Here is a 22,351-nt window from a genome sequence, read left to right on the forward strand (position 1 = left end):
TTGTCGGGTCGAGGCTCAGCGGCCGGTCTTGGGTGCGAAGATCTTCGCGACGAGCCGCGCGATCAGGTTGAGCAGCATGACGATGATGATGAGCGTCAGGGCGGCGGCCCAGGCCCGTTCCACGTATGCCTCAGCGGGGATGCCCTGGTACGCGTACTGCGAGTACGTGAACACCGGGAGGGTCTGCATGCGTCCGCTGAACAGGTTGTAGTTCATGGCATCGGTGAATCCGGCCGTGAGCAGCAGCGGCGCGGTCTCGCCGATCACGCGGGAGATGGCGAGCATCACACCCGTCGTGATGCCGGCGATCGAGGTCGGAAGGACCACCTTGACGATGGTGAGCCACTTCGGCACGCCGAGAGCGTACGACGCCTCGCGCAGCTCGTTCGGCACCAGCCGCAGCATCTCCTCGGTGGAGCGCACGACGACCGGGATCATGAGCACGGCCAGAGCGACCGAGCCCGCGATGCCCATGCGCACACCGGGACCGAAGATCAGCGCGAAGACCGCGTAGGCGAACAGACCCGCGACGATCGAGGGGATGCCGGTCATGACGTCGACGAGGAACGTGATGGTGCGCGCCATGCGCCCGCCCTTGCCGTACTCGACGAGGTAGACGGCCGTCATCAGACCGATCGGGATCGAGATGACCGCCGCGGCGAGTGTGACCAGGAGCGTGCCGATGACGGCGTGCAGGGCGCCGCCGCCCTCGCCGAGCACTCCGCGCATCGATGACGAGAAGAAGAGCCCGTCGAAGCGGGCGACTCCGTTGGCGACCACGGTGATCGCGACCGACACCAGCGGCACCATCGCGATCGCGAATGCCGAGGTGACGACGCCGGTGATGAGGCGGTCCAGCGCCTTCCTCGAGCCTTCGATGATGCGCGACATCACGTAGATGAGCACCAGGTAGATGACCGCCCCGAGCACGACGGAGCCGGCGATGTTGAGGTCGGATCCGCTGGCCACTGCCTCGAGTGCGAAGGGCGTGAAGCCGATGAGGAAGGAGAGGGCGAGGAGGGCCCAGGGCGACCAGCGGGGGAGGTGGCCCGAGCTGAGCGACAGTTGGGAAGGAGCGGCGCTCGCCGTGCGAGCCGATTCAGGGGCGGTAACGGTCATGTCAGTTCGCTCCCGAGAATTCCTTGCGGCGGTTCACAAACCAGCGTGCGAGAGCGTTCACCGCGAACGTCACGACGAACAGGATCAGACCGGTCGCGATGAGGATGTTGATGTTGACCTGGTACGCCTCGGGGAACGTCAGCGCGATGTTGGCTGCGATCGTGGAGGGGTTCGTGGAGGTGAGCAGTTCGAACGTGACGGCCTTGCTCACCGAGAGCACCATCGCGACGGCCATGGTCTCACCGAGCGCGCGGCCGAGGCCGAGCATGGAGGCGGAGACGATGCCGGAGCGGCCGAAGGGCAGCACGGACATGCGCACCATCTCCCATCGGGTGGCGCCGAGGGCGAGAGCGGCTTCCTCATGCAGTCGAGGCGTCTGCAGGAAGATCTCGCGGCAGATTGCCGTGATGATCGGTACGACCATGACCGCCAGCACCATGGCGGCGGTGAGGATCGTGCGGCCGGTGGGGGAGACGACGCCGCTGAAGAGCGGGATCCAGGAGGCGTTCGTGTTCAGCCAGACGTAGATGGGCTGCACGGCCGGGGCCAGGACGAGGATGCCCCAGAGGCCGAAGACGACCGAGGGGACGGCGGCGAGCAGGTCGACCACGTAGCCCAGGCCCTGAGCGAGTCGTCGCGGGGCGTAGTGCGTGATGAAGAGGGCGACGCCGAGGGAGAGCGGCACGGCCAGCAGGAGGGCCAGGAAGGCCGCCCAGACGGTGCCGAAGAGGAGGGGGCCGACGTAGTCCCAGAAACTCGTCTTGAGGAGCGAGGCGTCCTCAGCGGTCGCGGTGAAGGCCGGGATCGACTGAACGATGAGGAAGATCGCGACCGCGGCCAGCGTGATCATGATCATGGACCCGGCGGCGACCGCCGTTCCGGAGAACCAGAGGTCACCGGCGCGCTTCTTCGCGACGATGCGCGTCGACGCCGGCGAGGTCGTGGCTGTCATGGGAGCTGCTTCCTGCTCAGTGGAGATCGGGTGTCTGACGCGAGCAGACGGTCCCCGGGATGCCGTGAGGCATCCCGGAGACCGTCACTGGCTCACTTGATGAGGTCGATCGCAGCCTGGGCCTGCGTGCGCAGGTCGTCCGAGATCGGGGCGCTGCCCGCGTTGGTCGCGGCGGCGTCCTGGCCCTCGGCGCTGATCGCGGTGGTGAAGAACGCCTTGGTCAGTGCCGCGACGTTCTCGTCCTCGTACTCGGCGCAGCCGATGAGGTAGCTGACGAGGAGCACGGGGTACGCGCCGTCAGCGGTGGTGGTGCGGTCGATCGCGAAGGCGAGGTCGCCGTCGGTGCGGCCTTCCTCGATCTTCGATGCGTCGAGCGTCGCGGCGGCGCCCTCGGCCGAGTGCGGCACGAACTTGTCGCCGACCTTCACGTTGACGGCCGAGAAGTCGGCGGCCTGCGAGGAGTCGATGTAGCCGATGAGGCCCTGTCCGCCCTTGACGGCGTTGGCGACACCCGAGGTCTTCTCGGCAGACTCGCCGGCGAGGTCGGCCGGCCACTCCTCGACGCTGCCTGCGGTCCAGACGTCGCCCGCGGTCTGTGCGAGGTAGTCGGTGAAGTTGCCCGTGGTGCCCGACTTGTCGGAGCGGTGCACCGGCGTGATGGCGAGGTCGGGAAGCTTCGCGTCGGGGTTGTCCTCGGCGATCGCCGGGTCGTTCCAGTTGGTGATCTTGCCGGCGAAGATCGACGCGATCGTCTCGGGGGCGAGGTTCAGCTCGTCCACGCCGTCGAGCGAGAAGACGATAGCGATCGGGGAGATGTAGGCCGGGATCTCGATGATGTCGGAGCCGTCGACGCACGCGCCGAAGCCGCCGGCCGAGATCTCGTCCGTCTTGAACGCACGGTCGGAACCGGCGAAGTTGACCGCACCCTGCTGGAAGGACTCGCGGCCACCGCCCGAGCCCTGCGGGTCGTACTCGACCTGGGCGTCGGGGTTGGTCTTCTGGAACTCGGCGGTCCACGCCTGGATGGCGACCTGCTGCGAGGAAGCGCCCGCGCCGACCAGGGAGCCGCTCACGGCGGAAGTGTTGGAGGAGGGCTCGTCCGTGGAGCCGGTGCCGCCTTCGTTCGCGGCGCAGCCGGCGAGGGCGAGAGCGGCGACGGCGCCGATGGCGCCGATTCGTGCGATTCGGGAGATCTTCACTGTGGATCCTTCGATCTGGAATGGGTGGGGCCCGGTGCAGGGCACACAGTGACGCTATGGGCGACGGTTAACGAGACTCTCCCGAGCAGGTGAACGGCAGGTGAACGACGGGGGACTCTCTGGGGTGCTCCCGCGAGAAATCAGGGGACGTCAGACTTTGGGGATGTGCGTCTCGATGGCGATGATCCCGGATCCGGGGTTCGTGGCCGAGAGGTGCACGACCGAGAACGCGGCAGGCTCGAGGTCTGCTGCGCTGCTGAGGTAGGACCCCTGGATGGTGCCGGTGGCCAGCGCGATCTCCGAGAGCAGGCCGGGAAGCACCGGGCCGTGGCTGCACAGCACGGCCGGCTTGCCGGCGCGGATGCGGCGGCCGACGACCGCACGCAGGTCGGACCCGCCGTCCTCCCAGGCGTCCTGGCTGATCTTCTCGGTCTTCACGGGCTTGCGATCGAGCGCGCGGGAAAGCGGGGTGATCGTCTCGACGCAGCGCACCGCGTCACTGGTCACGATCCGACGCACGCCGAACGCGCGCAACGGTCCGACGATGGACTTCGCCTGCGTGCGCCCGCGCTCGGTGAGCGGTCGCGAGGCATCCGAACCGTCCCACTCCGAACGAGGCGTGGCCTTCGCATGACGCAGCGCGATCACCGGGAAGGTGCGCAGCGCGCCGTCGTCGACGAGGTTGGAGAAGAAGTCGAGGATCTCCAGGTCGACGGGGTAGCTCAGGCGTGCACGCGCCTTCTTCACACTGACCCACTCCAGCGCGGCGATCTCGCGGTTGGGAACGAACGTCGATTCCCGGATCGCTGCATCCGTCGCCTCCGCAGCCCAGTAGTGCACGACCTTCTGCTTCTGCGAGGCGAGGTGGTACCGGCTCACGCCGACCGACACCCCGAGAGAGACGCGGATGCCGGTCTCCTCGTGCACCTCGCGCACGGCCGTCTCGGCGAGCATCTCACCGGGATCGACCTTGCCCTTGGGGAGGGTGATGTCGCGGTACTTGGTGCGGTGGATCAGCAGGATGCGAAGTTTGCCGTCGACCAGGCGCCACACGACGGCCCCCGCCGCGTACACGGCCTTGTCCGTCCACTTCGAGCTCGTCGCCGTGTCGGCCGGGAGCTGCAGCTGTCGCGCAGTCATCGAACCGCCCGTGCGCGACGGCGCCGCTGGATCAACCCCATGGTCTTATCCTGCAGGTCGATGAGGGGCTTGCCCTCCGCATCGACGGCGTGGCGTTCCCAGACGCCGCCGGCGCCGAGGTGCCACGACGTCGTTCCGGCGTCCATCGCCAGGTCGAAGAACGTCCCGAGCTCCTTGAGGTGCGCGGGGTCGGTCACGCGCACCAGAGCCTCGACGCGGCGGTCGAGGTTGCGGTGCATCATGTCGGCGCTGCCGATGTACACCTGCGGGTCGCCGGCGTTCTCGAACGCGAAGATGCGCGAGTGCTCCAGGTAACGCCCCAGGATGCTGCGCACCGTGATGTTGTCGCTGATGCCGTCGAGGTCGGTGCGGAGGCTGCAGATGCCGCGCACCCAGACATCGACCTTCACACCCGCTGCGCTCGCGCGGTAGAGCGCATCGATGATCTCCTCATCGACCATCGAGTTCACCTTGATGCGGATGTGCGCGGGAATCCCGGCCTCGGCGTTCTTCCGCTCGGCGTCGATCTGGCGGATCAGCCCCTTGCGCAGATGCAGCGGCGCCACCAGGAGGCGCTTGAACTTCTTCTCGATCGCGTAGCCGCTGAGCTCGTTGAAGAGTCGCGTCAGGTCTTTGCCGACCTGCGCATCCGCGGTGAACAGTCCGAAGTCCTCGTAGATGCGGCTGGTCTTCGGGTTGTAGTTGCCGGTGCCCACGTGGGAGTAGTGGCGCAGCATCCCGTCTTCCTCGCGGATCACGAGCGCGAGCTTGCAGTGCGTCTTGAGCCCGACGAGCCCATAGACCACGTGCACGCCGGCCTTCTCGAGCTTGCGCGCCCAGACGATGTTGTTCGCCTCGTCGAAGCGCGCCTTCACCTCGACGAGGGCCAGCACCTGCTTGCCCGCTTCTGCCGCGTCGATGAGGGCCTGCACGACGGGGCTGTCGCCGGAGGTGCGGTAGAGCGTCTGCTTGATGGCGAGCACGTGCGGATCGCGGGCGGCCTGCTCGAGGAACGCCTGCACGCTCGTGGTGAACGACTCGTACGGGTGGTGCACCAGCACGTCCGACTTGCGGATCGCCTTGAAGATGTCAGCGCGGGCGCTCGATCCCGCGGGCTGGAACGCCACCGCCGTGGTGGGCAGATGCGGCGGGTAGCGCAGGTCGGGGCGGTCGATGCGCGAGAGGTCGAACAGACCGCGCAGGTCGAGCGGCCCGGGGAGGCGGTAGACCTCGAGGTCGGTGATGTCGAGCTCGCGGACCAGCAGGTCCATCGTGACGTCATCCATGTCGTCGGTGATCTCGAGACGGATGGGCGGGCCGAACCGCCTGCGCAGGAGCTCGGCCTCGAGCGCCTGGATGAGGTTCTCGCTCTCGTCCTCCTCGATCTCCACATCCTCGTTGCGGGTGAGGCGGAACGCGTGGTGGTCGAGCACCTCCATGCCGGGGAACAGATCGCCCAGATGGTTGGCGATGAGCTCTTCCAGACGCAGGAAGCGCTTGATCTCGCCGCCTCCTGGCACCTCGACGAAGCGCGGGAGCATGGGCGGCACCTTGAGGCGCGCGAACTCCTGACGCCCCGTGCGGGCGTTGCGGATGCGGATCGCGAGGTTCAGCGAGAGACCCGAGATGTAGGGGAACGGATGGGCGGGATCGACCGCGAGCGGCATCAGCACCGGGAAGACCTGGGCCCCGAAGTACTCCGACAGCGCCGCGCGCTCGCCGTCGGTGAGCTCTGACCACTCGGTGATCTCCACTCCGGATTCGGCGAGGGCGGGTCGCACCAGCGATGTCCAGGCGTCGGCATGACGCAGCTGCAGGGCGTGCGCCTCGCGAGAGATGTCGGCGAGGGCGTCGACGGGGGAGCGGCCGATGTTGGTGGGCACGGCCAGACCGGTCATGATGCGGCGCTTGAGTCCGGCGACGCGCACCATGAAGAACTCGTCGAGATTGCTCGCGAAGATCGCCAGGAAGTTGGCGCGTTCGAGTTCGGGGAGCGACGGATCCTCTGCCAGCTCGAGCACGCGCTGGTTGAAGGCGAGCCAGCTGAGCTCGCGATCCAGGTAGCGGTGGTCCGGGAGCTGGGAGTCGTAGGACTCGATGGCGTCGAAGTCGTCGTCTTCGGCGTCACCCAGCCCGGCGTCGGCGAGTGCGGGATCGATCATGGGGTACATCTAAGCACCGAGAGGTGACGCGCGTGTGAACGGAGTCGATCGTCAGACCACGCTCGCGAGGCTCTCGTCCTCGTTGACGTTGAAGCGGTAGCCGACGTTTCGCACCGTGCCGATGATCTGCTCCTGGTCGCCGAGCTTCGCCCTGAGCCGTCGCACATGCACGTCGACGGTGCGGGTGCCTCCGAAGTAGTCGTAGCCCCAGACCTCGCTCAGCAGCTGTTCGCGGGTGAACACACGAGCGGGGTGGGTCGCCAGGAAGTGCAGCAGTTGGAACTCCTTGTAGGTGAGATCCAGAGGCCTGCCGCGCAACTTCGCCGAGTAGGACTGCTCGTCGATCGTGACGCCGGATGCCTGCACGCGTGCGGGCTCGGCGACCTCATCGCGTCGAGCCAGCGCGAGACGCAGTCGGGCATCGATCTCGGCAGGACCGGCTGTGGCGAGCAGGACGTCGTCGATTCCCCAGTCTCCCGAGAGCGCGCTCATCCCGCCTTCCGTGACGACGAGCAGCAGTGGCGCATCCTGCCCTGCTGTCCGCAGCAGGCGGCACAGCGACTTCGCGGCGACGAGATCGTGGCGGCCGTCGACGATCACGACGTCGTAGTCGGGGGCGCTGACCAGCTGCGACGTCTCTGCGGGGATCTGGCGCGTGCGGTGGCTCAGCAGCTCGAGCGCGGGGAGCACTTGCTCGGAGAGCGGAGCGTTGGTCAGAACCAGCACCTGGGCCACGCGCACTCCTCACAGACGCGGATCGACGTCGTGCCGCCATGATACCGGGAGCGATGCGCAACAATGGAGACATGACGGATCCCGCACTCGCACCACGCAATGCGTTCGTCGGTGTGCTCGTCGTCTGGTCCACGGCCTTCCTCGCCACCGTCGCCATCGGCATCTTCGTGCCGGAGGAATGGCGTGTGCTCTGGCTGCTCGTCGGGTTCGGAGGCGTCGTACTGCTGTCCTTCGCGGTGCAGCTCTGGTACGGGCGCACCCAGGGCTTCATCTTCCGCGTTTCCGGAAGCGTCATCGGCGCTCTGCTGCTGATGGGCATCATCTCCGTCGGTTTCGGCCTCGCGGCACTGATCCCCTCCTGACACCGGCGCGGCGCGGTAAGGTGGATGACATGGACCTCATGGCGCTCGAAATCTTCTTCATCGGCCTGCTGGGCCTTGCGAGCCTCGCTATCGTCTTCGTCTCGGCAGTGGTGCTGCGCAACCTCTTCCGCGGCCAGCGCTGACGCGATAATGCTCGAACTGCCCGTCGACCTTCCGGCCGATATCGTTCCCTTCGCATGGCTTATCGGCGTCTGGGAGGGCACCGGCGTCATCGACTATCCGGTCGGGGATGAGCGTCTGCAGGGCGAGTTCACCCACCGGATCAGCTTCAGCCACGACGGCGGACCGTTCCTGAACTACTCCAGCACGGCCACGTTCCTCACGGAGGACGGCGCTCCCGCCGCGGCGCTCCTCGCCGAGACGGGCTTCTGGCGACTCGCGCGCCCGGCGACGGCCGCAGATCCCGGCCCCGCGCTGCTTCCCCCCACCGCGCCCGTGCACACGCGCACGGTCGACGACGTGGAAGAGCTGCGCGCACCGAGCGGTGGGTTCCCGATCGAAGTCTCGCTCGCGCACGCCGACGGCGCTCTCGAGCTCTACCTCGGCGAGATCAACGGTCCGCGCATCGACATCGGCTCCGACGCCGTCGTGCGCAGCGCCGGTGCGAAGGTGCACACCGCATCGTCGCGCATGTACGGTCTCGTCGACGGACATCTGCTGTGGGCGTGGGACATCGCCGCGCTCGGCACCCCGCTGCGCTCGCACGCGTCGGCGCGCCTGGCCAAGGTCTGACGTGTCCGGCTTCAGCCAGATCGACGGCGTCGTGTCCGACGGCGACCTCATCGTGCACTTCGGAGACGCCTTCCGCGAGCAGCGGCGTCTCGCCGGTGGTTCGGCTTTCGCGCCGCTCGGCGACCGCACCGTGATCGAGGTGGCGGGCCCCGAGCGGTTGACCTGGCTCGACTCGATCACGTCGCAGGCCGTGGGGCGTCTCGCCGCCGGCGACAGCACAGAGCTCCTCGTGCTCGATCCACAGGGCCGCGTCGAGCACGCGGCCGGTGTGCTCGACGACGGCGCATCCACGTGGCTCATCGTCGACGCCGACGACGCCGATGCGCTCGCCGCCTGGCTGACGCGCATGAAGTTCCGCACCCAGGCCACGGTCGACATCCGACCCGACCTCGTGCTGGTCGGTTATGTCGAGGGCGGCTCCGTCGCATCGACGGTGACCGCTGCCGCGTCAGCTCCGAACGGCACCGCCCTCGTCTGGGCCGACCCGTGGCAGCGGATCAGCGTCGGAGGACACCAGTACTCCGAGGTCGCCGAGCACCCCGCCGCCGACTTCGCCTGGCGCGTCGCGATCCTCGAGGAGGAGGCTGCTGACGCCCTCGCCGCATCCATCGATCGGGAGTCGCTCGCGGGCCTCCTCGCCGCGGAGGCGCTGCGCGTGGCCGCCTGGCGCCCGCGGTGGAAGACAGAGGTCGACGAGCGCTCGCTGCCGCACGAGTCCGACTGGATCCGCAGCGCGGTGCACCTGAACAAGGGCTGCTACCGCGGGCAGGAGACCGTCGCGAAGGTGCACAACCTCGGTCACCCGCCCCGCCGTCTGGCCGCCCTCCACCTCGATGGCAGCGATGCGGTGCTGCCCGCGCCGGGTGCGCCGGTGTTCGCCGGCGACGACGAGGTCGGGCACCTAACCTCGGTGGCGCGTCATCACGAAGACGGTCCGATCGCGCTCGCGATCCTCTCTCGGCGCGCACCGATCGGCGACCTCGTGGTTCGCGCCGACGGCATCGACATCGCCGCCTCTCAGCAGGTGATCGTCCCGGCGGATGCAGGTGCGACGGCGGATATTCCGCGCCTCACCCGGCTGTCGCGACGGCCCACGGCTCCCGACCCTCGCGGTTCCGGCGTCGAGCTCTGACCCGCCCTCGGCGGCAGGACGACTCAGTCCGTCAGCGGAGCGACTGCGGCCCACGGCAGCGTGAGTTCCCCCAGACGCCAACGCGGGCGTCCGCCGAGGATCGGCCAGCCCTGCGCGCGAAGAGCGGATACGGCGGCGAGGAAGCGCTGCGTGGCTCCGAAGGTCGACAGGGGCGCCGCGCGGTCCCACTCGCGGTCGAGATCGACGAGCAGCCCGTGTATGCGTTCTCCGGCGACGTTGCGGTGGATCAGCGCCTTCGGCAATCGCTCGGCGACGATGCTCGGGCGCTCGAGGTCGGCGAGCCGGAGGGAGATCGTGAAGCGCAGCGGTGAGCCGTGCGCATCGACGTCGACCCAGCTCGAGACGCGGCCGATCTCATCACAGGTGCCCTCGAAGAGCAGCCCGTCCGGCGCCAGGCGTGAGGCCATGCGGGACCACGCATCGGGAACGTCCTGCTCGTCGTACTGCCGCAGAACGTTCATGGCACGGATGACCGCGGCCCGGCGTCCGCCGGGAAGCGGAACTTCGAAACCGCCGCGCCCGAACGAGACCGGGAGGTCCGGGGCGAAGGGCGTCCGCCCCGCGCGCACCTCGGCGAGCTGGGCGTCGGCCGTCGCGACGCGCGCCGGATCGATCTCCAGGCCGCGCACCTCGACGTCGTCGCGCACCCGGACGAGACGCGTCGCGAGCTCGAACGCGGTCACGCCGCTGGCTCCGTAGCCGAGATCGACGACCAGCGGATCGGATGCTCGGCGCAGGGCGTCGCTCGCGGCGATCCAGCGATCGTTGCGTCGCAGCCGGTTGGTCCCCGTGGTGCCGCGGGTCGGCCGACCGAGGGGAGATGACGCCATGTCTCCATCCTCCCAGCATCCGACTAGGGCTTCGGCTCCGGGCGGATAAACTGGCCGCATGACTGCGACGCGCACCCTCATCCTGCTCCGCCACGGCCGGAGCGAGTGGAACGAACTGAACCTGTTCACCGGTTGGGTGGACGTCCGCCTCAACGCGCAGGGCGAGAAGGAGGCGCGCCGCGGCGGCGAGCTGCTGGCAGAGTCCGGCATCCTCCCCGACGTGCTGCACACCTCGTTGCTCAGCCGTGCGATCCAGACGGCGAACATCGCTCTCGACGCCGCCGACCGTCTGTGGATCCCGGTGACCCGCTCGTGGCGGCTCAACGAGCGTCACTACGGTGCGCTCCAGGGCAAGGACAAGGCGCAGACCCTCGAGGAGTTCGGCCCCGAGCAGTTCCAGCTGTGGCGCCGCTCGTTCGACGTGCCGCCGCCCGCGCTCGACGACGAGAGCGAGTTCAGCCAGGTGAACGACGTCCGCTACGCGGGCATCGACGGCGAGGTGCCGCGCACCGAGTCGCTCAAGCTCGTCATCGACCGTCTGCTGCCGTACTGGGAGAGCGCGATCGTCCCCGACCTCGAGGCCGGGAAGACCGTGCTCGTCACGGCGCACGGCAACTCGCTGCGTGGCCTGGTGAAGCACCTCGAGGGCATCAGCGACGACGACATCGCCGAGCTGAACATCCCCACCGGCATCCCGCTGGTCTATGAGCTGGACGAGAACAACGTTCCCACCGGCCCAGGACGCTACCTCGACCCGGAGGCCGCGGCCGCCGGTGCCGCCGCGGTCGCGGCCCAGGGCAAGAAGTAGGAGCCTCTGCTCCTCACGCAGAAGCCCCCGATGCGAAGGCATCGGGGGCTTCTGCGTTGCCGCGGGTGCGATCAGGCGTGGCCGAACTCCTGCTGGCCGAGCTCCTGCTGCTCGACGGCGAGGGGGATGTCCTCCTCGTCGACCGCCCAGTCACCGGTGGCGAGATAGACGACCTTCTTCGCGACGGCGACAGCGTGGTCGGCGAAGCGCTCGTGGTACCGGCTGGCGAGCGTGGCGTCGACGGTCGCCGTCGCCTCACCCTTCCAGTTGTCGCTGAGCACCTTCTCGAAGACGGTGGCGTGCAGTTCGTCGACATCGTCGTCCGCGTTGCGGATGGCGTCGGCGAAGCGCAGATCCTGGGTGCGCAGCAGCTCGGAGAGCGTGCGGGCCACCTCGACGTCGAGCTCGCCCATCTTCACGAAGGTGCCCTTGAGGCCCTTCGGGATGGCGCGCTCGGGGAAGCGGAGGCGGGCGAGCTGGGCGATGTGCTCCGACATGTCGCCCATGCGCTCGAGCGAGGCGCTCACACGCAGAGCGGTCACGACGATGCGCAGATCGCGCGCGACCGGCTGCTGGCGGGCGAGGATCTCGATCGCCTGCTCATCGAGGGCGACGGCCAGCTCGTCGATCTTGGCGTCATCGGCGATGACCTCCTCGGCCAGTGCCACATCGCTCGTGGCGAATGCCCTGGTGGCCTTGTCGATCGAGACCGTGACGAGGTCGGCGATCTCGACGAGGCGGTTCTGAAGGTCCTCGAGGGACTGGTGGAAGACTTCGCGCATGTTGGGGCGCAACCTTTCATTCGGATCTCGGCTGTGTCAGCGCGAGACGGCGGGTCGTCCGCACGAGAGCAGGTCTGTGCTCCCGCACAAGCCCGAAGCGATTGTCTGCTTCGAAGGTTAACGAACGGTGCCCAGCACGTGAATAGTACTTCTCCTGTTCCCGCCAGGGCGCGGAAACCCGCCGGACGGACGGTGAACGCACTCTACGCTTATGTCATGACCTTGCCGCAGCTCGCGCTGTCTTCGCTCGCCATCGGGCTGGTGATCGGCGTCGGCCTCTCCCTGCTCGTCGTGTGGGCATACCGGGCGCGGGCCCGCGTGCAGGAGGAGACATCGCTGGCGATTCCCGCCGGCATCACCGATGTCCTGCACAGCATGGACGATGCCGCGGCGATCGTCGACACCTCCGGTCTGGTACTCGCCTCCTCGCAAGCGGCGACCCGGTTCGGGATCGATGTCGGCTCGACGCTCGACAACCCGGAGCTGCGCCAGCTCGTGCGCGGCGTCAGGGAGGCCGGCGGTACCGCCACCGAGTCGATGCGCCTCACCCGAGGGGGCCTGAGCCTCGACCCCCGCCTGGTCTCGGCGCGCGCCAGCGTGATCGGCACGCGTCTGGTGCTGCTGATCATCCGCGACGTCACGGAGCAGGAGCGGCTCGATCAGATGCGTCGTGACTTCGTGGCGAACACGAGCCACGAGCTGAAGACGCCCGTGGGCGCGGTGAGCCTTCTCGCCGAGGCCATCGAGTCCGCGGCCGACGATCCCACCCAGGTGCGCATCTTCGCCGCGCGCATCTCCGCAGAGGCGGGGCGGCTCGGACAGCTCACCGGACGCATCATGAGCCTGTCCCGGCTCCAGGCCGAGGACGGTCTGACGAAGGTCGGCCCGGTCGCGATCGACGAGGTGATCGCCTCCTCGATCGAGGCTCACGTCGTGCAGGCCGATTCCGCAGGGGTCGAGCTCACCAGGGGAGGGGACCGCGGCGTCTTCGTGCGCGGCGACGCCCAGATCCTGATCGAGGCGGTCGGAAACCTGATCGCCAATGCGATCGTCTATTCGCCCCGCGGCTCCCGCGTCGGAGTAGGCGTCCGCGCGGAGGACGGCGTGGTCGAGATCGCGGTGTCCGACCAGGGGATCGGCATCGCAGAAGCCGATCGCGAGCGCATCTTCGAGCGGTTCTACCGGGCCGATGAGGCCCGTTCGCGGCGCACCGGAGGGACCGGCCTCGGGCTCTCCATCGTCAAGCACGCCACCCAGCGGCACGGCGGCGAGGTGCGGCTGTGGTCGCGTCCGGGCCGCGGGTCCACGTTCACGATCCGTCTTCCCCGGATCGACGCCCCCGACAACCTCGACGCGGGCAAGAAGAGCAAGAAGAAGCGCGCGCGCAAAGCGGCCAAGTCCGCCGCATCCGCGCGCGTTCGAAACGGAGAGAGAGCATGACCCGAATCCTTCTCGTCGAAGACGAGCCCGACCTCGCCGACCCGCTCGCGTACCTGCTCCGGCGTGAGGGCTACGAGGTGGAGATCGCGGAGGACGGCCCCGGAGCGCTCGCGGCCTTCCGGGAGCGCGGGGCCGACATCGTGCTGCTCGACCTGATGCTTCCCGGCATGCCGGGAACAGAGGTGTGCAGGCAGATCCGGTCGACCTCCGCCGTTCCCATCATCATGCTCACGGCCAAGGACTCCGAGGTCGACATCGTGGTGGGCCTCGAACTCGGAGCCGACGACTACATCACGAAGCCCTACTCGTCCCGGGAGCTGCTCGCCCGCATGCGTGCCGTGCTGCGCCGGGTCGTGCAGGCGGACAGCGAGCTCGACGAGCGCGTGCTCGACGGCGGACGGGTCTCGCTCGACATCGATCGGCACACCGTCTCCGTGGCCGGAGCCCAGATCAACATGCCGCTGAAGGAGTTCGAGCTGCTCGAGGTGCTGATGCGCAACTCCGGGCGCGTACTGACCCGCGGCCAGCTCATCGACCGGGTCTGGGGGAGCGACTACTTCGGCGACACCAAGACGCTCGATGTGCACATCAAGCGGATCCGCTCGCGCATCGAGGAGAACCCGAGCGAGCCTGTGATGCTCGTCACTGTGCGCGGTCTGGGATACCGCTTCGAAGGCTGATCTCCCGGCGGGACGAAGAGCCCGTCGAGACAGCGAAGAGGCCGGCGCCCCTGGGCGCCGGCCTCTTCGTCTTCGTGCTCTGAGGTGTCAGTTGCTGGGGGCCGGAGCCGCCGTGTCGGTGGGCTTCGGCGTCGGCGTCGAAGGGGCCGTCTTCTCCGAGGGGGCGAGGTCCGAGTAGTAGGGGAGCGTTCCGTCGAGCACGGGAACCTCCGTCTTGACCCCGGTGGAGTCGCCGGACTGGAAGTGCATCTCCACCGTCGCGCCCGGCTTGGTGTCGAGTCCGACGATGCGCAGCGGTTCGGCACCGGCGCCCAGGCTCACCGTGTCGCCGGCGGGGACGGTGACGACGAGCGGGTCGACGCCCGCGACCGTGATCGTGAGAGTCGCCTTCTCATCGGTGGGGTTGACGAACGCCGCGATGAGATTGCCCACAGAGCCGTCTTCGGTGGCGACCACGAGGGCGTTGCGCACGTCGATCGGGCCGTCGGCGTCGGAGACGTTCACGCCGTCGGATGCGGCGTACTCGGTCTTGGTGGACTGTGGGGTGATGAACGTGCACCCGGTCGCGCCGAGCAGAACAAGGGCGCTGAGGGCTGCAGACGCAACAAGGCGCGATTTCACGGGTCCTCCTGAGGTCCGGCGGGGATATCCGCATCCATTCTATGCGTAAGTCGTGAGGGCTCCTGCGGCACCGGGGGGCGCGAACCTTAGCGCATGTCCCCTGTGGTATCCTTGAGGTTGCCGAAAGGACACGTTTTTATGCTTTTTGAGGTTGGCGAGACCGTCGTCTATCCCCACCATGGCGCTGCGACCATCATCGAGGTCAAGGAGCGCATCATCAAGGGTGAGGCGAAGAAATACCTGAAGCTCAACGTCACCCAGGGTGATCTCATCATTGAGGTCCCCGCGGAGAATGTCGACCTGGTCGGCGTGCGTGACGTCATCGGCAAGGAAGGCCTCGATCATGTTTTCGAGGTGCTGCGAGCACCCTTCACGGAAGAACCCACGAACTGGTCGCGCCGGTACAAGGCGAACCTCGAGAAGCTCGCCTCCGGCGATGTGATCAAGGTGAGCGAGGTCGTGCGCGATCTGTGGCGTCGCGATCAGGACCGCGGTCTCTCCGCGGGCGAGAAGCGCATGCTGGCGAAGGCTCGTCAGATCCTCATCTCCGAGCTCGCGCTGGCCGAGAAGACCGACGAGGACAAGGCGGGCGCACTGCTCGACGAGGTCCTCGCTTCCTGAGCTCTCTTCACGACGAAAGGCGGGTGCTTCGGCATCCGCCTTTCGTCGTCTTCGCCGGTAACGTGATGCTGTGACCATCCTCCCTGTCCCGCGTTCAGCGATCATCGTCGTGGCTGCAGGCTCCGGCACGCGTCTGGGCGCCGAAGCTCCGAAGGCCTTCGTCGGCATCGACGCCCATTCCGTCCTCCGCCACGCGCTCGACGGCGTCTTCGCCGCATCGCCTGCGCAGGTCGTCGTGGTCGCCCCCGATGGATGGGAGGGCGACGCCGAGACGGAACTGCGCGCCGCGGCCGGCGACCGGGCTGATCTCGGTCGTGTGGTCACCGGTGGTGCGACCAGGCAGCAGTCGGTGGCGGCAGGTCTCGCCGCGCTCTGGGGAGACGTCGAGATCGTGCTGGTGCACGATGCGGCGCGCGCGCTCACCCCTCCGTCGCAGATCGACGCCGTCACCGCTGCCGTGACGGCAGGGCACGGCATCATCCCGGCACTGCCCGTTGTCGACACGCTCAAGAAGGTCGTGGACGGGGCCGTCGTCGGGGCTGTCGACCGCTCCGAGCTCGCTGCGGCCCAGACGCCGCAGGGGTTTCCGAGGGGCCCGCTCGAGGCGGCGTACGCTGCCGCTGACGACAGCGGGATCGAGTACACCGATGATGCGGCCCTGTTCTCGGCGGCCGGCCACCCCGTGCGGTACATCGCCGGTTCGGAACGCGCCTTCAAGATCACCACGCCCGCTGACCTCCAGCGCGCCCGCCACCTGCTGGGTGCGAGCGTCGCGGCGACCGTCACCCCCCGGGTGGGCATCGGCACGGACGTCCACGCCTTCGGGGGCGAGGGGAACCTGTGGCTCGCCGGCCTCGAGTGGCCGGGGGAGCAGCCCCTCTCCGGTCATTCGGACGGAGACGCCGTCGCCCATGCGATCGTCGACGCGCTGCTGGGTGCCGCGGGGCTCGGTGACATCGGAGAGCACTTCGGCACCTCCCACCCCGAGTACGCCGGCGCGCATGCGGACGTCTTCCTCGCTCGCACCCGGGAGCTGCTGGCCGAAGCCGGGTTCGAGATCGGCAACGTCTCGGTGCAGTTCCAGGGCAATCGACCGCGCTTCAGCCCGCGGCGGGCCGAGGCCGAAGGGGTTCTGTCCGCCGTCCTGGGCGCTCCGGTGTCCGTGACGGCGACGACCACGGACGGGCTCGGGTTCCCCGGCAGGGGAGAGGGCATCGCGGTGACGGCCATCGCGTCGGTGGTTCCCGGCGTTCATCGTCATCTGAAGGCGGGCGCTCAGCCGTCCCCGAGTAGGCTTGAGCGGTGACAGTCCGCCTCTACGACACCCGCGCGCAGCAGCTGCGCGACTTCGTGCCTCTCGATCCCGAGAACATCACGATGTACGTGTGCGGACCCACGGTGCAATCAGGCCCCCACATCGGGCACGTCAGGGCGGCCTTGAGCTTCGATCTGCTGCGCCGCTGGCTGCAGTACCGCCACGGTCGGGTCACCTTGGTGCGCAACGTCACCGACATCGACGACAAGGTGCTCGCGAACGCCACCGACTCCGAGCCGTGGTGGGCGCTCGCGTATCGCATGGAGCAGGAGTTCAGCGCGGCCTACGCGGGGGTCGGCATCCTGCCCCCGACGTACGAGCCGCGAGCCACGGCATCGGTGCCGCAGATGCAGGAGCTCATCGCGCTGCTGATCGAGCGCGGTCACGCATATCCCGCCCCTGACGGTTCGGGAGACGTGTACTTCGACGTGCGCTCCTGGCCGGACTACGGATCGCTCACCCATCAATCCCTCGATGCCATGGAAGCCGCGGAGGACGCCGACCCTCGGGGCAAGCGCAATCCGCAGGACTTCGCCCTGTGGAAGGGCAGCAAGCCCGAAGAGCCGGCAGACGCCACCTGGGCGTCGCCGTGGGGCGCCGGGCGTCCGGGATGGCACATCGAGTGCTCCGCGATGTCGAAGCGCTATCTCGGGCCCGAGTTCGACATCCACGGCGGTGGGCTCGACCTGCGATTCCCGCATCACGAGAACGAGCTCGCCCAGTCGACGGCGGCAGGTGACGGCTTCGCGCGCTACTGGATGCACAACGGTCTCGTCACCGTCGACGGCCAGAAGATGTCGAAGTCGCTCGGGAACTTCACGTTGGCAGCAGACGTGCTGGCCGCGCACGATCCGCTGGTGGTGCGCTACGCGCTCGCCGCCGCTCATTACCGGTCGAGCCTCGACCTCGGCGATTCGTCGTGGGCGGAGGCCGAAGCGGCTCTGAGTCGGATCAGCACTTTCCAGCAGCGCGCCGCACGTGTTGCCGGAGGCGGCATCGGGTTCTTCCTGTCGCAGAGCCTCCCCGCGGCGTTCGCGGCGGCGATGGACGATGATCTCGGCGTGCCCCAGGCGCTCGCCGTGCTGCACGAGACGGTGCGTGCGGGAAACGCGGCGCTGGACGCGGGGGAGGACGACGCCGCGCTCGACGCGCTGCGCGCCGTGCTGGCGATGACGTCGGTCCTGGGCCTCACACACACATCCGGGGCGAAGGCCGACGCCTCGCAATCCGCTCTGGACGCCCTCGTCCAGACGATGATCACCCAGCGCACTCAGGCACGCGCTGACAAGGACTGGGCGGCGGCCGATCGCATCCGAGATGCGATCGCCGCCGCAGGAATCACGCTGGAGGACACTCCGGCCGGAACTCATTGGAGTATCGATGGCTAAGCCAGGGCGCCCCGGCGCGAGCAAGGGAAACAAGAAGGGCCCGACCAAGGGCACCGGCGGACTCGGGCGCAAGGCGCTCGAGGGTCGGGGACCGACGCCGAAGGCGGAGGACCGCGCGTGGCACCCCGCCGGCAAGCGCAAGGCCGCGGCCGAGCGCTACGCCGCCGCGACGGGCGGCAAGGGCCGCCCCGGTGGCAGCCGGCCGGGCTCCGGTGGCGGGGGCAATCGTGCGCCGAAGGCCAAGGCGGGAGACGACACCGAGAACGTGACGGGTCGCAACTCGGTCCTCGAGGCACTGCGGGCGAAGATCCCGGCGACGGCGTTCTACATCGCGCAGCGCGTCGAGATGGACGACCGCGTGAAGGAGATGCTCTCGATCGCCACGCATCGGGGCATCCCGGTGATGGAGGTCACACGTCCGGAGCTCGACCGCATGGCCGGGTTCGACGGTGTGCACCAGGGCGTCGCGATCAAGGTGCCGCCGTACGAGTACGCGCACCCGCAGGATCTGCTCGAGCAGGTCATCGACCGCGGCGAGGTGCCGCTGTTCGTGGCGCTCGACGGCATCACCGACCCCCGCAACCTCGGCGCCATCATCCGCTCCACCGCGGCGTTCGGAGGCCAGGGGATCATCCTTCCCCAGCGTCGCTCGGCCGGCGTCAACTCCGCTGCCTGGAAGACCAGTGCCGGAGCCGTCGCTCGCACCCCTGTGGCGCTGGCGACCAACCTCACCACGCAGCTCAAGGAGTTCAAGAAGCAGGGTGTGTTCGTGCTCGGCCTCGACGGCGACGGCGATGTGTCGCTCCCCGAGCTGCAGCTCGCCGATCGTCCCGTGGTGATCGTCGTCGGGTCGGAGGGCAAGGGGCTGTCCCGCCTGGTCTCCGAGACCTGCGATCAGATCGTCTCGATCCCGATCTCTGCGGCCACCGAGTCGCTGAACGCCGGCATCGCGACCTCCGTCGCGCTCTACCAGGTCGCGTCGCTCCGCGCCGCGAAGAAGAACTAGACCGTTCGAGGGAAGGCAGACCATGGCTCGCATCATCGTGCTCGGAGGGACCGGTTACGCCGGTCGTCACATCGTCACGGAGGCGGTGAGCCGTGGCCATGCCGTGATCGCGATCTCGCGTTCCGCGCCGGCCGATCCGGTGGCGGGCGCCGCATATCTGCAGGGCTCCGCTCTCGACCTGGCCCCGCTCGCGGAAGCGTTCGTCGGCACGGACGCCGTGGTCTCGGCTCTCTCGCCGCGCGGTGACATGGCCGACCGTGCGCTCGAGGCGCTGTCGAATGTCGTCGAGCAGCTCGCGGGTACGGACACGCGTCTCGGCGTGGTCGGCGGTGCCGGCGGGAGCCTCGTGGCCCCCGGCGGGCCGCGCCTGTTCGATCAGGGCTTCCCGGACGAGTACAAGCACGAGGCGCAGGTCGGCATCGACTCGCTGGCCCTCCTCGAGGCGACCGACGCGGGCCTGGACTGGTTCTTCATCCACCCCGCCGAGGTCTTCGGACCGTGGGCGGAGGGCGAGCGCACCGGCCACTACCGGGACGGCGGCGACGTGATCGTCCGCGACGCCGAAGGCAAGTCGTACATCTCGGGTGCCGACTTCGCCGTCGCGGTGGTCGACGAGATCGAGCAGGGCAACCACCACAGGGAGCGGTTCACCGTCGGCTACTGAGCCGCCGGTCGGTCAGACCAGATCCCGCCAGTCCACGTCCTCGTCCTCATCGGCGACCGGCGTCATGCCGGTGATGACGGGAAGACTCATCGTCTCGGTGGGCGGACCCATGATGGTGGCTTCGTCGCGCCGATGCCGCAGCACCTCGTTGATGTAGCTGGTGAGCACTTCGGCGAGCGGGATGGAGCGTCCTTCCGCCTGAGACAGGTACCAGCGGTGCTCCAGCACCTGGTGGAACACCTCGGCCGGCTCGAGTTTGGCGCGCAGCTCGTAGGGGATCGCACGCACGACCGGCTCGAACACTCGGGTCAGCCACTCGTGCGCGTACATCTCCTCGTCCGCCCACTGCTTCGTCGAGCGGGCCCGGAACTCGTCGAGGTCGTTGAGCAGACGTCGTGCCTGGTTCTCCTCGACGTCGAGGCCGGTCAGGCGGATGAGACGGCGCTGATGATGTCCGGCATCCACGACCTTCGGCTGGATCTCCACCACGGTGCCGTCCGCGGTCGTCGACATCGACATCTCGTCAATGTCGAAGCCGAGGGCGTTGAGCCGCTCGACACGTTCGGTGATGCGCCATGTCTCCGCGGCGGAGAACGACTCCTGGGCGGTCAGCTCTGCCCACAGCGACCGATACGACGACACGATGCCGTCGGCGATCGCGACCGCGTCCACGCCGTGCTCGAGCCGTCCGCCGGCAGCGAGGTCCATGATCTCGCCGGCGATGTTGGTGCGTGCGAGGTCGAGGTCGTAGGCGCGCTGGCCGTCGGTGAGCCCCTCCTCGTGCAGCTCTCCCGTCTCCGCGTCGACGAGGTAGGCGGCGAATGCGCCGGCGTCCCGTCGGAACAGGGTGTTCGACAGCGACACGTCGCCCCAGTAGAAGCCCACGTTGTGCAGGCGTACGAGCAGCAGCGCGAGTGCGTCCACCAGACGGTTGGCGGTGTCCGGGCGCAGAACGCGTGTGAACAGAGCGCGGTACGGCATCGAGAAGCGCAGGTGCGAGGTGACCAGCGCGGCGGGGAGTGGGTCACCATGCGCGTCGGTGCGCCCGGCGATCACGGCCACCCGGTCGACGCAGGGCACATCGAGTCGGGCGAGGTTGCCGAGCATGTCGTACTCGCGCTGCGCCATCTCCGCGGTGGTCTCCTTGACGGCGACGACGCGACCGGAGAGGTCCGCGAAGCGCACGAGGTGGCGGGAGAGCCCCTTCGGGAGCGAGACGATGTGCTCGGACGGCCACTTCGCCAACGTGGTGGACCAGGGGAGGGAGAGCAACCCCGGGTCGATCTTGCTGGCGGTGATCCGCAGCGAATCCTGCATGGTGCTCCCTGGTTGCGTGCGAAGAGGAAAAAGAGACGCGGCGCAGGCGACCGAAGTCAGCCTGCGCCGCGTCTGTGGATCCGATCAGGCGGAGACGACCGGCTTGTCGTTCAGGCGCTCGTCCGACTCGATGTCGAACGCGTGCACGTGGCCGGCCGAAGCTGCGAGCGTGACCGTCTCACCCGCGTTCGGGTGGTTGCGGCCATCGACGCGAGCGACGAGGTCGGCGCGCTTGCCGTTGATCTCGGTGTGCCCGTAGAGGTAGCCGTCAGCGCCGAGCTCCTCGACGAGGTCGACCGTGACCGAGAGGCCCTTGCCATCGGCGGGGCCGACGACGATGTCCTCCGGGCGCACGCCGACCGTGACCTGCGAACCGTTTGCGCGGCCGACGGTGTCGCGGTCGAGCGGGACCACCTCGGTGCCGAAGCGGATGCCGCCCTCGGCGAGGTCCGCCGAGAACAGGTTCATCGCGGGCGAGCCGATGAAGCCGGCCACGAAGACGTTGTTCGGCTTCTCGTAGAGGTCGCGCGGGGAGCCGACCTGCTGGAGCAGGCCGTCCTTGAGGACCGCGATGCGGTCACCCATGGTCAGCGCCTCGGTCTGGTCGTGGGTGACGTAGACCGTGGTGACGCCGAGACGACGCTGCAGCGACGCGATCTGCGTACGGGTCTGGACGCGGAGCTTGGCGTCGAGGTTCGACAGCGGCTCGTCCATGAGGAACACCTGCGGCTGGCGCACGATCGCACGGCCCATGGCGACACGCTGACGCTGACCACCCGAGAGGGCCTTCGGCTTGCGGGTCAGGTAGGGCTCGAGGTCGAGGAGCTTCGCAGCCTCGAGCACGCGAGTAGCGCGCTCTTCCTTGCCGACGCCGGCGATCTTGAGAGCGAAGCCCATGTTCTCGGCGACGGTCATGTGCGGGTACAGCGCGTAGTTCTGGAAGACCATCGCGATGTCGCGGTCCTTCGGCGGGACGTCGGTCACGTCGCGGTCGCCGATGAGGATGCGGCCAGCGTTGACCTCTTCGAGGCCGGCGAGCATGCGCAGGGACGTGGACTTGCCGCAACCGGAAGGACCGACGAGGACGAGGAACTCGCCGTCACCGACCTCGAGGTTCAGCTTGTCGACGGCCGGACGGGTTCCACCGGGGTACAGGCGGGTGGCTTCGTCGAAAGTCACAGATGCCATTGTCGTTTCTCCTTCACCGGCAGGTACGTGCCGGACGATCCGTAGTGATGAAGCGGTGAGATGAGTCACCGTGACCCGTCTTTGGGTCGAATTCAGTATGACATGAACGGCTGTAC

The 22,351-nt window shown here is 68.4% G+C and carries 22 protein-coding genes; 11 read left to right on the top strand and 11 right to left on the bottom strand.

Annotated elements, in window-relative coordinates; translation table 11 throughout:
* Positions 1-15: 15 nt before the first annotated feature.
* From pstA to KY497_RS07520, 6 genes are all read right to left on the bottom strand, one after another.
* Positions 16-1,119 carry a phosphate ABC transporter permease PstA gene (pstA, locus tag KY497_RS07495; RefSeq protein WP_017828972.1) on the bottom strand — a complete coding sequence of 368 codons (1,104 nt, stop codon included), beginning with the start codon at positions 1,117-1,119 and terminating at the stop codon, positions 16-18.
* Position 1,120: 1 nt separating this feature from the next.
* Positions 1,121-2,071: a phosphate ABC transporter permease subunit PstC gene (pstC, locus tag KY497_RS07500; protein WP_219870195.1), complete on the bottom strand. Its 951-nt coding sequence runs from the start codon at positions 2,069-2,071 to the stop codon at positions 1,121-1,123.
* A gap of 92 nt (positions 2,072-2,163) precedes the next feature.
* On the bottom strand, positions 2,164-3,270 hold the full coding sequence (gene pstS / locus KY497_RS07505; RefSeq protein ID WP_219870196.1) for a phosphate ABC transporter substrate-binding protein PstS: 1,107 nt from the start codon (positions 3,268-3,270) through the stop codon (positions 2,164-2,166).
* 150 nt (positions 3,271-3,420) lie between these two features.
* Complete coding sequence (locus tag KY497_RS07510; protein WP_219870197.1) at positions 3,421-4,410, bottom strand: NUDIX hydrolase; 990 nt, start codon at positions 4,408-4,410, stop codon at positions 3,421-3,423.
* Positions 4,407-6,572: an RNA degradosome polyphosphate kinase gene (locus KY497_RS07515; RefSeq protein WP_055873914.1), complete on the bottom strand. Its 2,166-nt coding sequence runs from the start codon at positions 6,570-6,572 to the stop codon at positions 4,407-4,409. The genes KY497_RS07510 and KY497_RS07515 overlap by 4 nt, the downstream gene beginning before the upstream one ends.
* A 51-nt stretch (positions 6,573-6,623) precedes the next feature.
* On the bottom strand, positions 6,624-7,307 hold the full coding sequence (locus KY497_RS07520; protein WP_055865247.1) for a response regulator transcription factor: 684 nt from the start codon (positions 7,305-7,307) through the stop codon (positions 6,624-6,626).
* Positions 7,308-7,378: 71 nt separating this feature from the next.
* On the opposite strand from KY497_RS07520, the gene KY497_RS07525 reads away from it, so the two are divergent.
* The 3 genes from KY497_RS07525 (at position 7,379) to KY497_RS07535 (ending at position 9,554) form a co-directional block, all read left to right on the top strand.
* Positions 7,379-7,669: a hypothetical protein gene (locus KY497_RS07525; RefSeq protein ID WP_219870198.1), complete on the top strand. Its 291-nt coding sequence runs from the start codon at positions 7,379-7,381 to the stop codon at positions 7,667-7,669.
* A 150-nt stretch (positions 7,670-7,819) separates the two neighbouring features.
* On the top strand, positions 7,820-8,422 hold the full coding sequence (locus KY497_RS07530; protein WP_055873911.1) for an FABP family protein: 603 nt from the start codon (positions 7,820-7,822) through the stop codon (positions 8,420-8,422).
* Position 8,423: 1 nt separating this feature from the next.
* The gene (locus tag KY497_RS07535) at positions 8,424-9,554 is read left to right on the top strand and encodes a folate-binding protein YgfZ (protein ID WP_127482824.1); all 1,131 of its coding nucleotides are present in this window, start codon (positions 8,424-8,426) and stop codon (positions 9,552-9,554) included.
* Positions 9,555-9,577: 23 nt separating this feature from the next.
* Here KY497_RS07535 and KY497_RS07540 read toward each other — a convergent pair whose 3' ends face one another.
* Positions 9,578-10,405, bottom strand: coding sequence for a class I SAM-dependent methyltransferase (locus KY497_RS07540; protein WP_141385848.1), 828 nt, complete (start codon positions 10,403-10,405; stop codon positions 9,578-9,580).
* A 58-nt stretch (positions 10,406-10,463) separates the two neighbouring features.
* Here KY497_RS07540 and KY497_RS07545 point away from each other — a divergent pair, with 58 nt between their 5' ends.
* The gene (locus KY497_RS07545) at positions 10,464-11,213 is read left to right on the top strand and encodes a phosphoglyceromutase (protein WP_218682052.1); all 750 of its coding nucleotides are present in this window, start codon (positions 10,464-10,466) and stop codon (positions 11,211-11,213) included.
* Positions 11,214-11,284: 71 nt separating this feature from the next.
* Here the strand turns inward: KY497_RS07545 and phoU are convergent, their stop codons facing one another.
* A complete protein-coding gene (gene phoU, locus KY497_RS07550) occupies positions 11,285-11,995 on the bottom strand; it encodes a phosphate signaling complex protein PhoU (protein WP_017828961.1) in 711 nt (236 codons plus the stop codon).
* A 216-nt stretch (positions 11,996-12,211) separates the two neighbouring features.
* On the opposite strand from phoU, the gene KY497_RS07555 reads away from it, so the two are divergent.
* Together KY497_RS07555 and KY497_RS07560 are read left to right on the top strand one after the other, a co-directional pair.
* Positions 12,212-13,435, top strand: coding sequence for a cell wall metabolism sensor histidine kinase WalK (locus KY497_RS07555; protein ID WP_219870199.1), 1,224 nt, complete (start codon positions 12,212-12,214; stop codon positions 13,433-13,435).
* The gene (locus KY497_RS07560) at positions 13,432-14,115 is read left to right on the top strand and encodes a response regulator transcription factor (RefSeq protein WP_017828959.1); all 684 of its coding nucleotides are present in this window, start codon (positions 13,432-13,434) and stop codon (positions 14,113-14,115) included. The genes KY497_RS07555 and KY497_RS07560 overlap by 4 nt, the downstream gene beginning before the upstream one ends.
* A gap of 87 nt (positions 14,116-14,202) precedes the next feature.
* On the opposite strand, the gene KY497_RS07565 is transcribed toward KY497_RS07560, so the two are convergent.
* Positions 14,203-14,736, bottom strand: coding sequence for a hypothetical protein (locus KY497_RS07565; RefSeq protein WP_055865231.1), 534 nt, complete (start codon positions 14,734-14,736; stop codon positions 14,203-14,205).
* 138 nt (positions 14,737-14,874) lie between these two features.
* On the opposite strand from KY497_RS07565, the gene KY497_RS07570 reads away from it, so the two are divergent.
* The 5 genes from KY497_RS07570 to KY497_RS07590 all read left to right on the top strand — a co-directional run bounded on the left by KY497_RS07570 (position 14,875) and on the right by KY497_RS07590 (position 19,730).
* Positions 14,875-15,357 (top strand): CarD family transcriptional regulator, encoded by a 483-nt coding sequence (locus tag KY497_RS07570; RefSeq protein ID WP_017201416.1) that lies wholly within the window; start codon positions 14,875-14,877, stop codon positions 15,355-15,357.
* Between the two features lie 70 nt (positions 15,358-15,427).
* Positions 15,428-16,663 carry a 2-C-methyl-D-erythritol 4-phosphate cytidylyltransferase gene (ispD, locus tag KY497_RS07575; protein WP_219870200.1) on the top strand — a complete coding sequence of 412 codons (1,236 nt, stop codon included), beginning with the start codon at positions 15,428-15,430 and terminating at the stop codon, positions 16,661-16,663.
* Positions 16,660-18,060: a cysteine--tRNA ligase gene (cysS, locus tag KY497_RS07580; protein WP_219870201.1), complete on the top strand. Its 1,401-nt coding sequence runs from the start codon at positions 16,660-16,662 to the stop codon at positions 18,058-18,060. The genes ispD and cysS overlap by 4 nt, the downstream gene beginning before the upstream one ends.
* Entirely contained in the window at positions 18,053-19,066 is a 1,014-nt protein-coding gene (rlmB, locus tag KY497_RS07585; RefSeq protein ID WP_017828955.1) for a 23S rRNA (guanosine(2251)-2'-O)-methyltransferase RlmB, read from the top strand. The genes cysS and rlmB overlap by 8 nt, the downstream gene beginning before the upstream one ends.
* 22 nt (positions 19,067-19,088) lie before the next feature.
* Positions 19,089-19,730, top strand: a complete 642-nt coding sequence (locus KY497_RS07590; RefSeq protein ID WP_141385854.1) for an NAD(P)-dependent oxidoreductase — start codon at positions 19,089-19,091, stop codon at positions 19,728-19,730.
* Between the two features lie 12 nt (positions 19,731-19,742).
* Here the strand turns inward: KY497_RS07590 and KY497_RS07595 are convergent, their stop codons facing one another.
* Together KY497_RS07595 and KY497_RS07600 are read right to left on the bottom strand one after the other, a co-directional pair.
* Positions 19,743-21,047, bottom strand: coding sequence for a DUF4032 domain-containing protein (locus KY497_RS07595; RefSeq protein ID WP_055865219.1), 1,305 nt, complete (start codon positions 21,045-21,047; stop codon positions 19,743-19,745).
* 84 nt (positions 21,048-21,131) lie between these two features.
* Positions 21,132-22,235: an ABC transporter ATP-binding protein gene (locus KY497_RS07600; protein ID WP_218682299.1), complete on the bottom strand. Its 1,104-nt coding sequence runs from the start codon at positions 22,233-22,235 to the stop codon at positions 21,132-21,134.
* Between the last annotated feature and the right edge of the window lie 116 nt (positions 22,236-22,351).

Source organism: Microbacterium sp. PAMC22086 (genome assembly GCF_019443525.1).
Lineage (GTDB): Bacteria > Actinomycetota > Actinomycetes > Actinomycetales > Microbacteriaceae > Microbacterium > Microbacterium maritypicum.

Excerpts from the sequence above, each read along its gene's own strand:
- pstA (WP_017828972.1), bottom strand. The coding sequence starts at position 1,119 with ATGACCGTTACCGCCCCTGAATCGGCTCGCACGGCGAGCGCCGCTCCT.
- pstC (WP_219870195.1), bottom strand. The coding sequence starts at position 2,071 with ATGACAGCCACGACCTCGCCGGCGTCGACGCGCATCGTCGCGAAGAAG.
- KY497_RS07510 (WP_219870197.1), bottom strand. The coding sequence starts at position 4,410 with ATGACTGCGCGACAGCTGCAGCTCCCGGCCGACACGGCGACGAGCTCG.
- KY497_RS07515 (WP_055873914.1), bottom strand. The coding sequence starts at position 6,572 with ATGATCGATCCCGCACTCGCCGACGCCGGGCTGGGTGACGCCGAAGAC.
- KY497_RS07525 (WP_219870198.1), top strand. The coding sequence starts at position 7,379 with ATGACGGATCCCGCACTCGCACCACGCAATGCGTTCGTCGGTGTGCTC.
- KY497_RS07530 (WP_055873911.1), top strand. The coding sequence starts at position 7,820 with ATGCTCGAACTGCCCGTCGACCTTCCGGCCGATATCGTTCCCTTCGCA.
- KY497_RS07540 (WP_141385848.1), bottom strand. The coding sequence starts at position 10,405 with ATGGCGTCATCTCCCCTCGGTCGGCCGACCCGCGGCACCACGGGGACC.
- KY497_RS07545 (WP_218682052.1), top strand. The coding sequence starts at position 10,464 with ATGACTGCGACGCGCACCCTCATCCTGCTCCGCCACGGCCGGAGCGAG.
- phoU (WP_017828961.1), bottom strand. The coding sequence starts at position 11,995 with ATGCGCGAAGTCTTCCACCAGTCCCTCGAGGACCTTCAGAACCGCCTC.
- KY497_RS07555 (WP_219870199.1), top strand. The coding sequence starts at position 12,212 with ATGACCTTGCCGCAGCTCGCGCTGTCTTCGCTCGCCATCGGGCTGGTG.
- KY497_RS07560 (WP_017828959.1), top strand. The coding sequence starts at position 13,432 with ATGACCCGAATCCTTCTCGTCGAAGACGAGCCCGACCTCGCCGACCCG.
- KY497_RS07570 (WP_017201416.1), top strand. The coding sequence starts at position 14,875 with ATGCTTTTTGAGGTTGGCGAGACCGTCGTCTATCCCCACCATGGCGCT.
- rlmB (WP_017828955.1), top strand. The coding sequence starts at position 18,053 with ATGGCTAAGCCAGGGCGCCCCGGCGCGAGCAAGGGAAACAAGAAGGGC.
- KY497_RS07590 (WP_141385854.1), top strand. The coding sequence starts at position 19,089 with ATGGCTCGCATCATCGTGCTCGGAGGGACCGGTTACGCCGGTCGTCAC.
- KY497_RS07595 (WP_055865219.1), bottom strand. The coding sequence starts at position 21,047 with ATGCAGGATTCGCTGCGGATCACCGCCAGCAAGATCGACCCGGGGTTG.
- KY497_RS07600 (WP_218682299.1), bottom strand. The coding sequence starts at position 22,235 with ATGGCATCTGTGACTTTCGACGAAGCCACCCGCCTGTACCCCGGTGGA.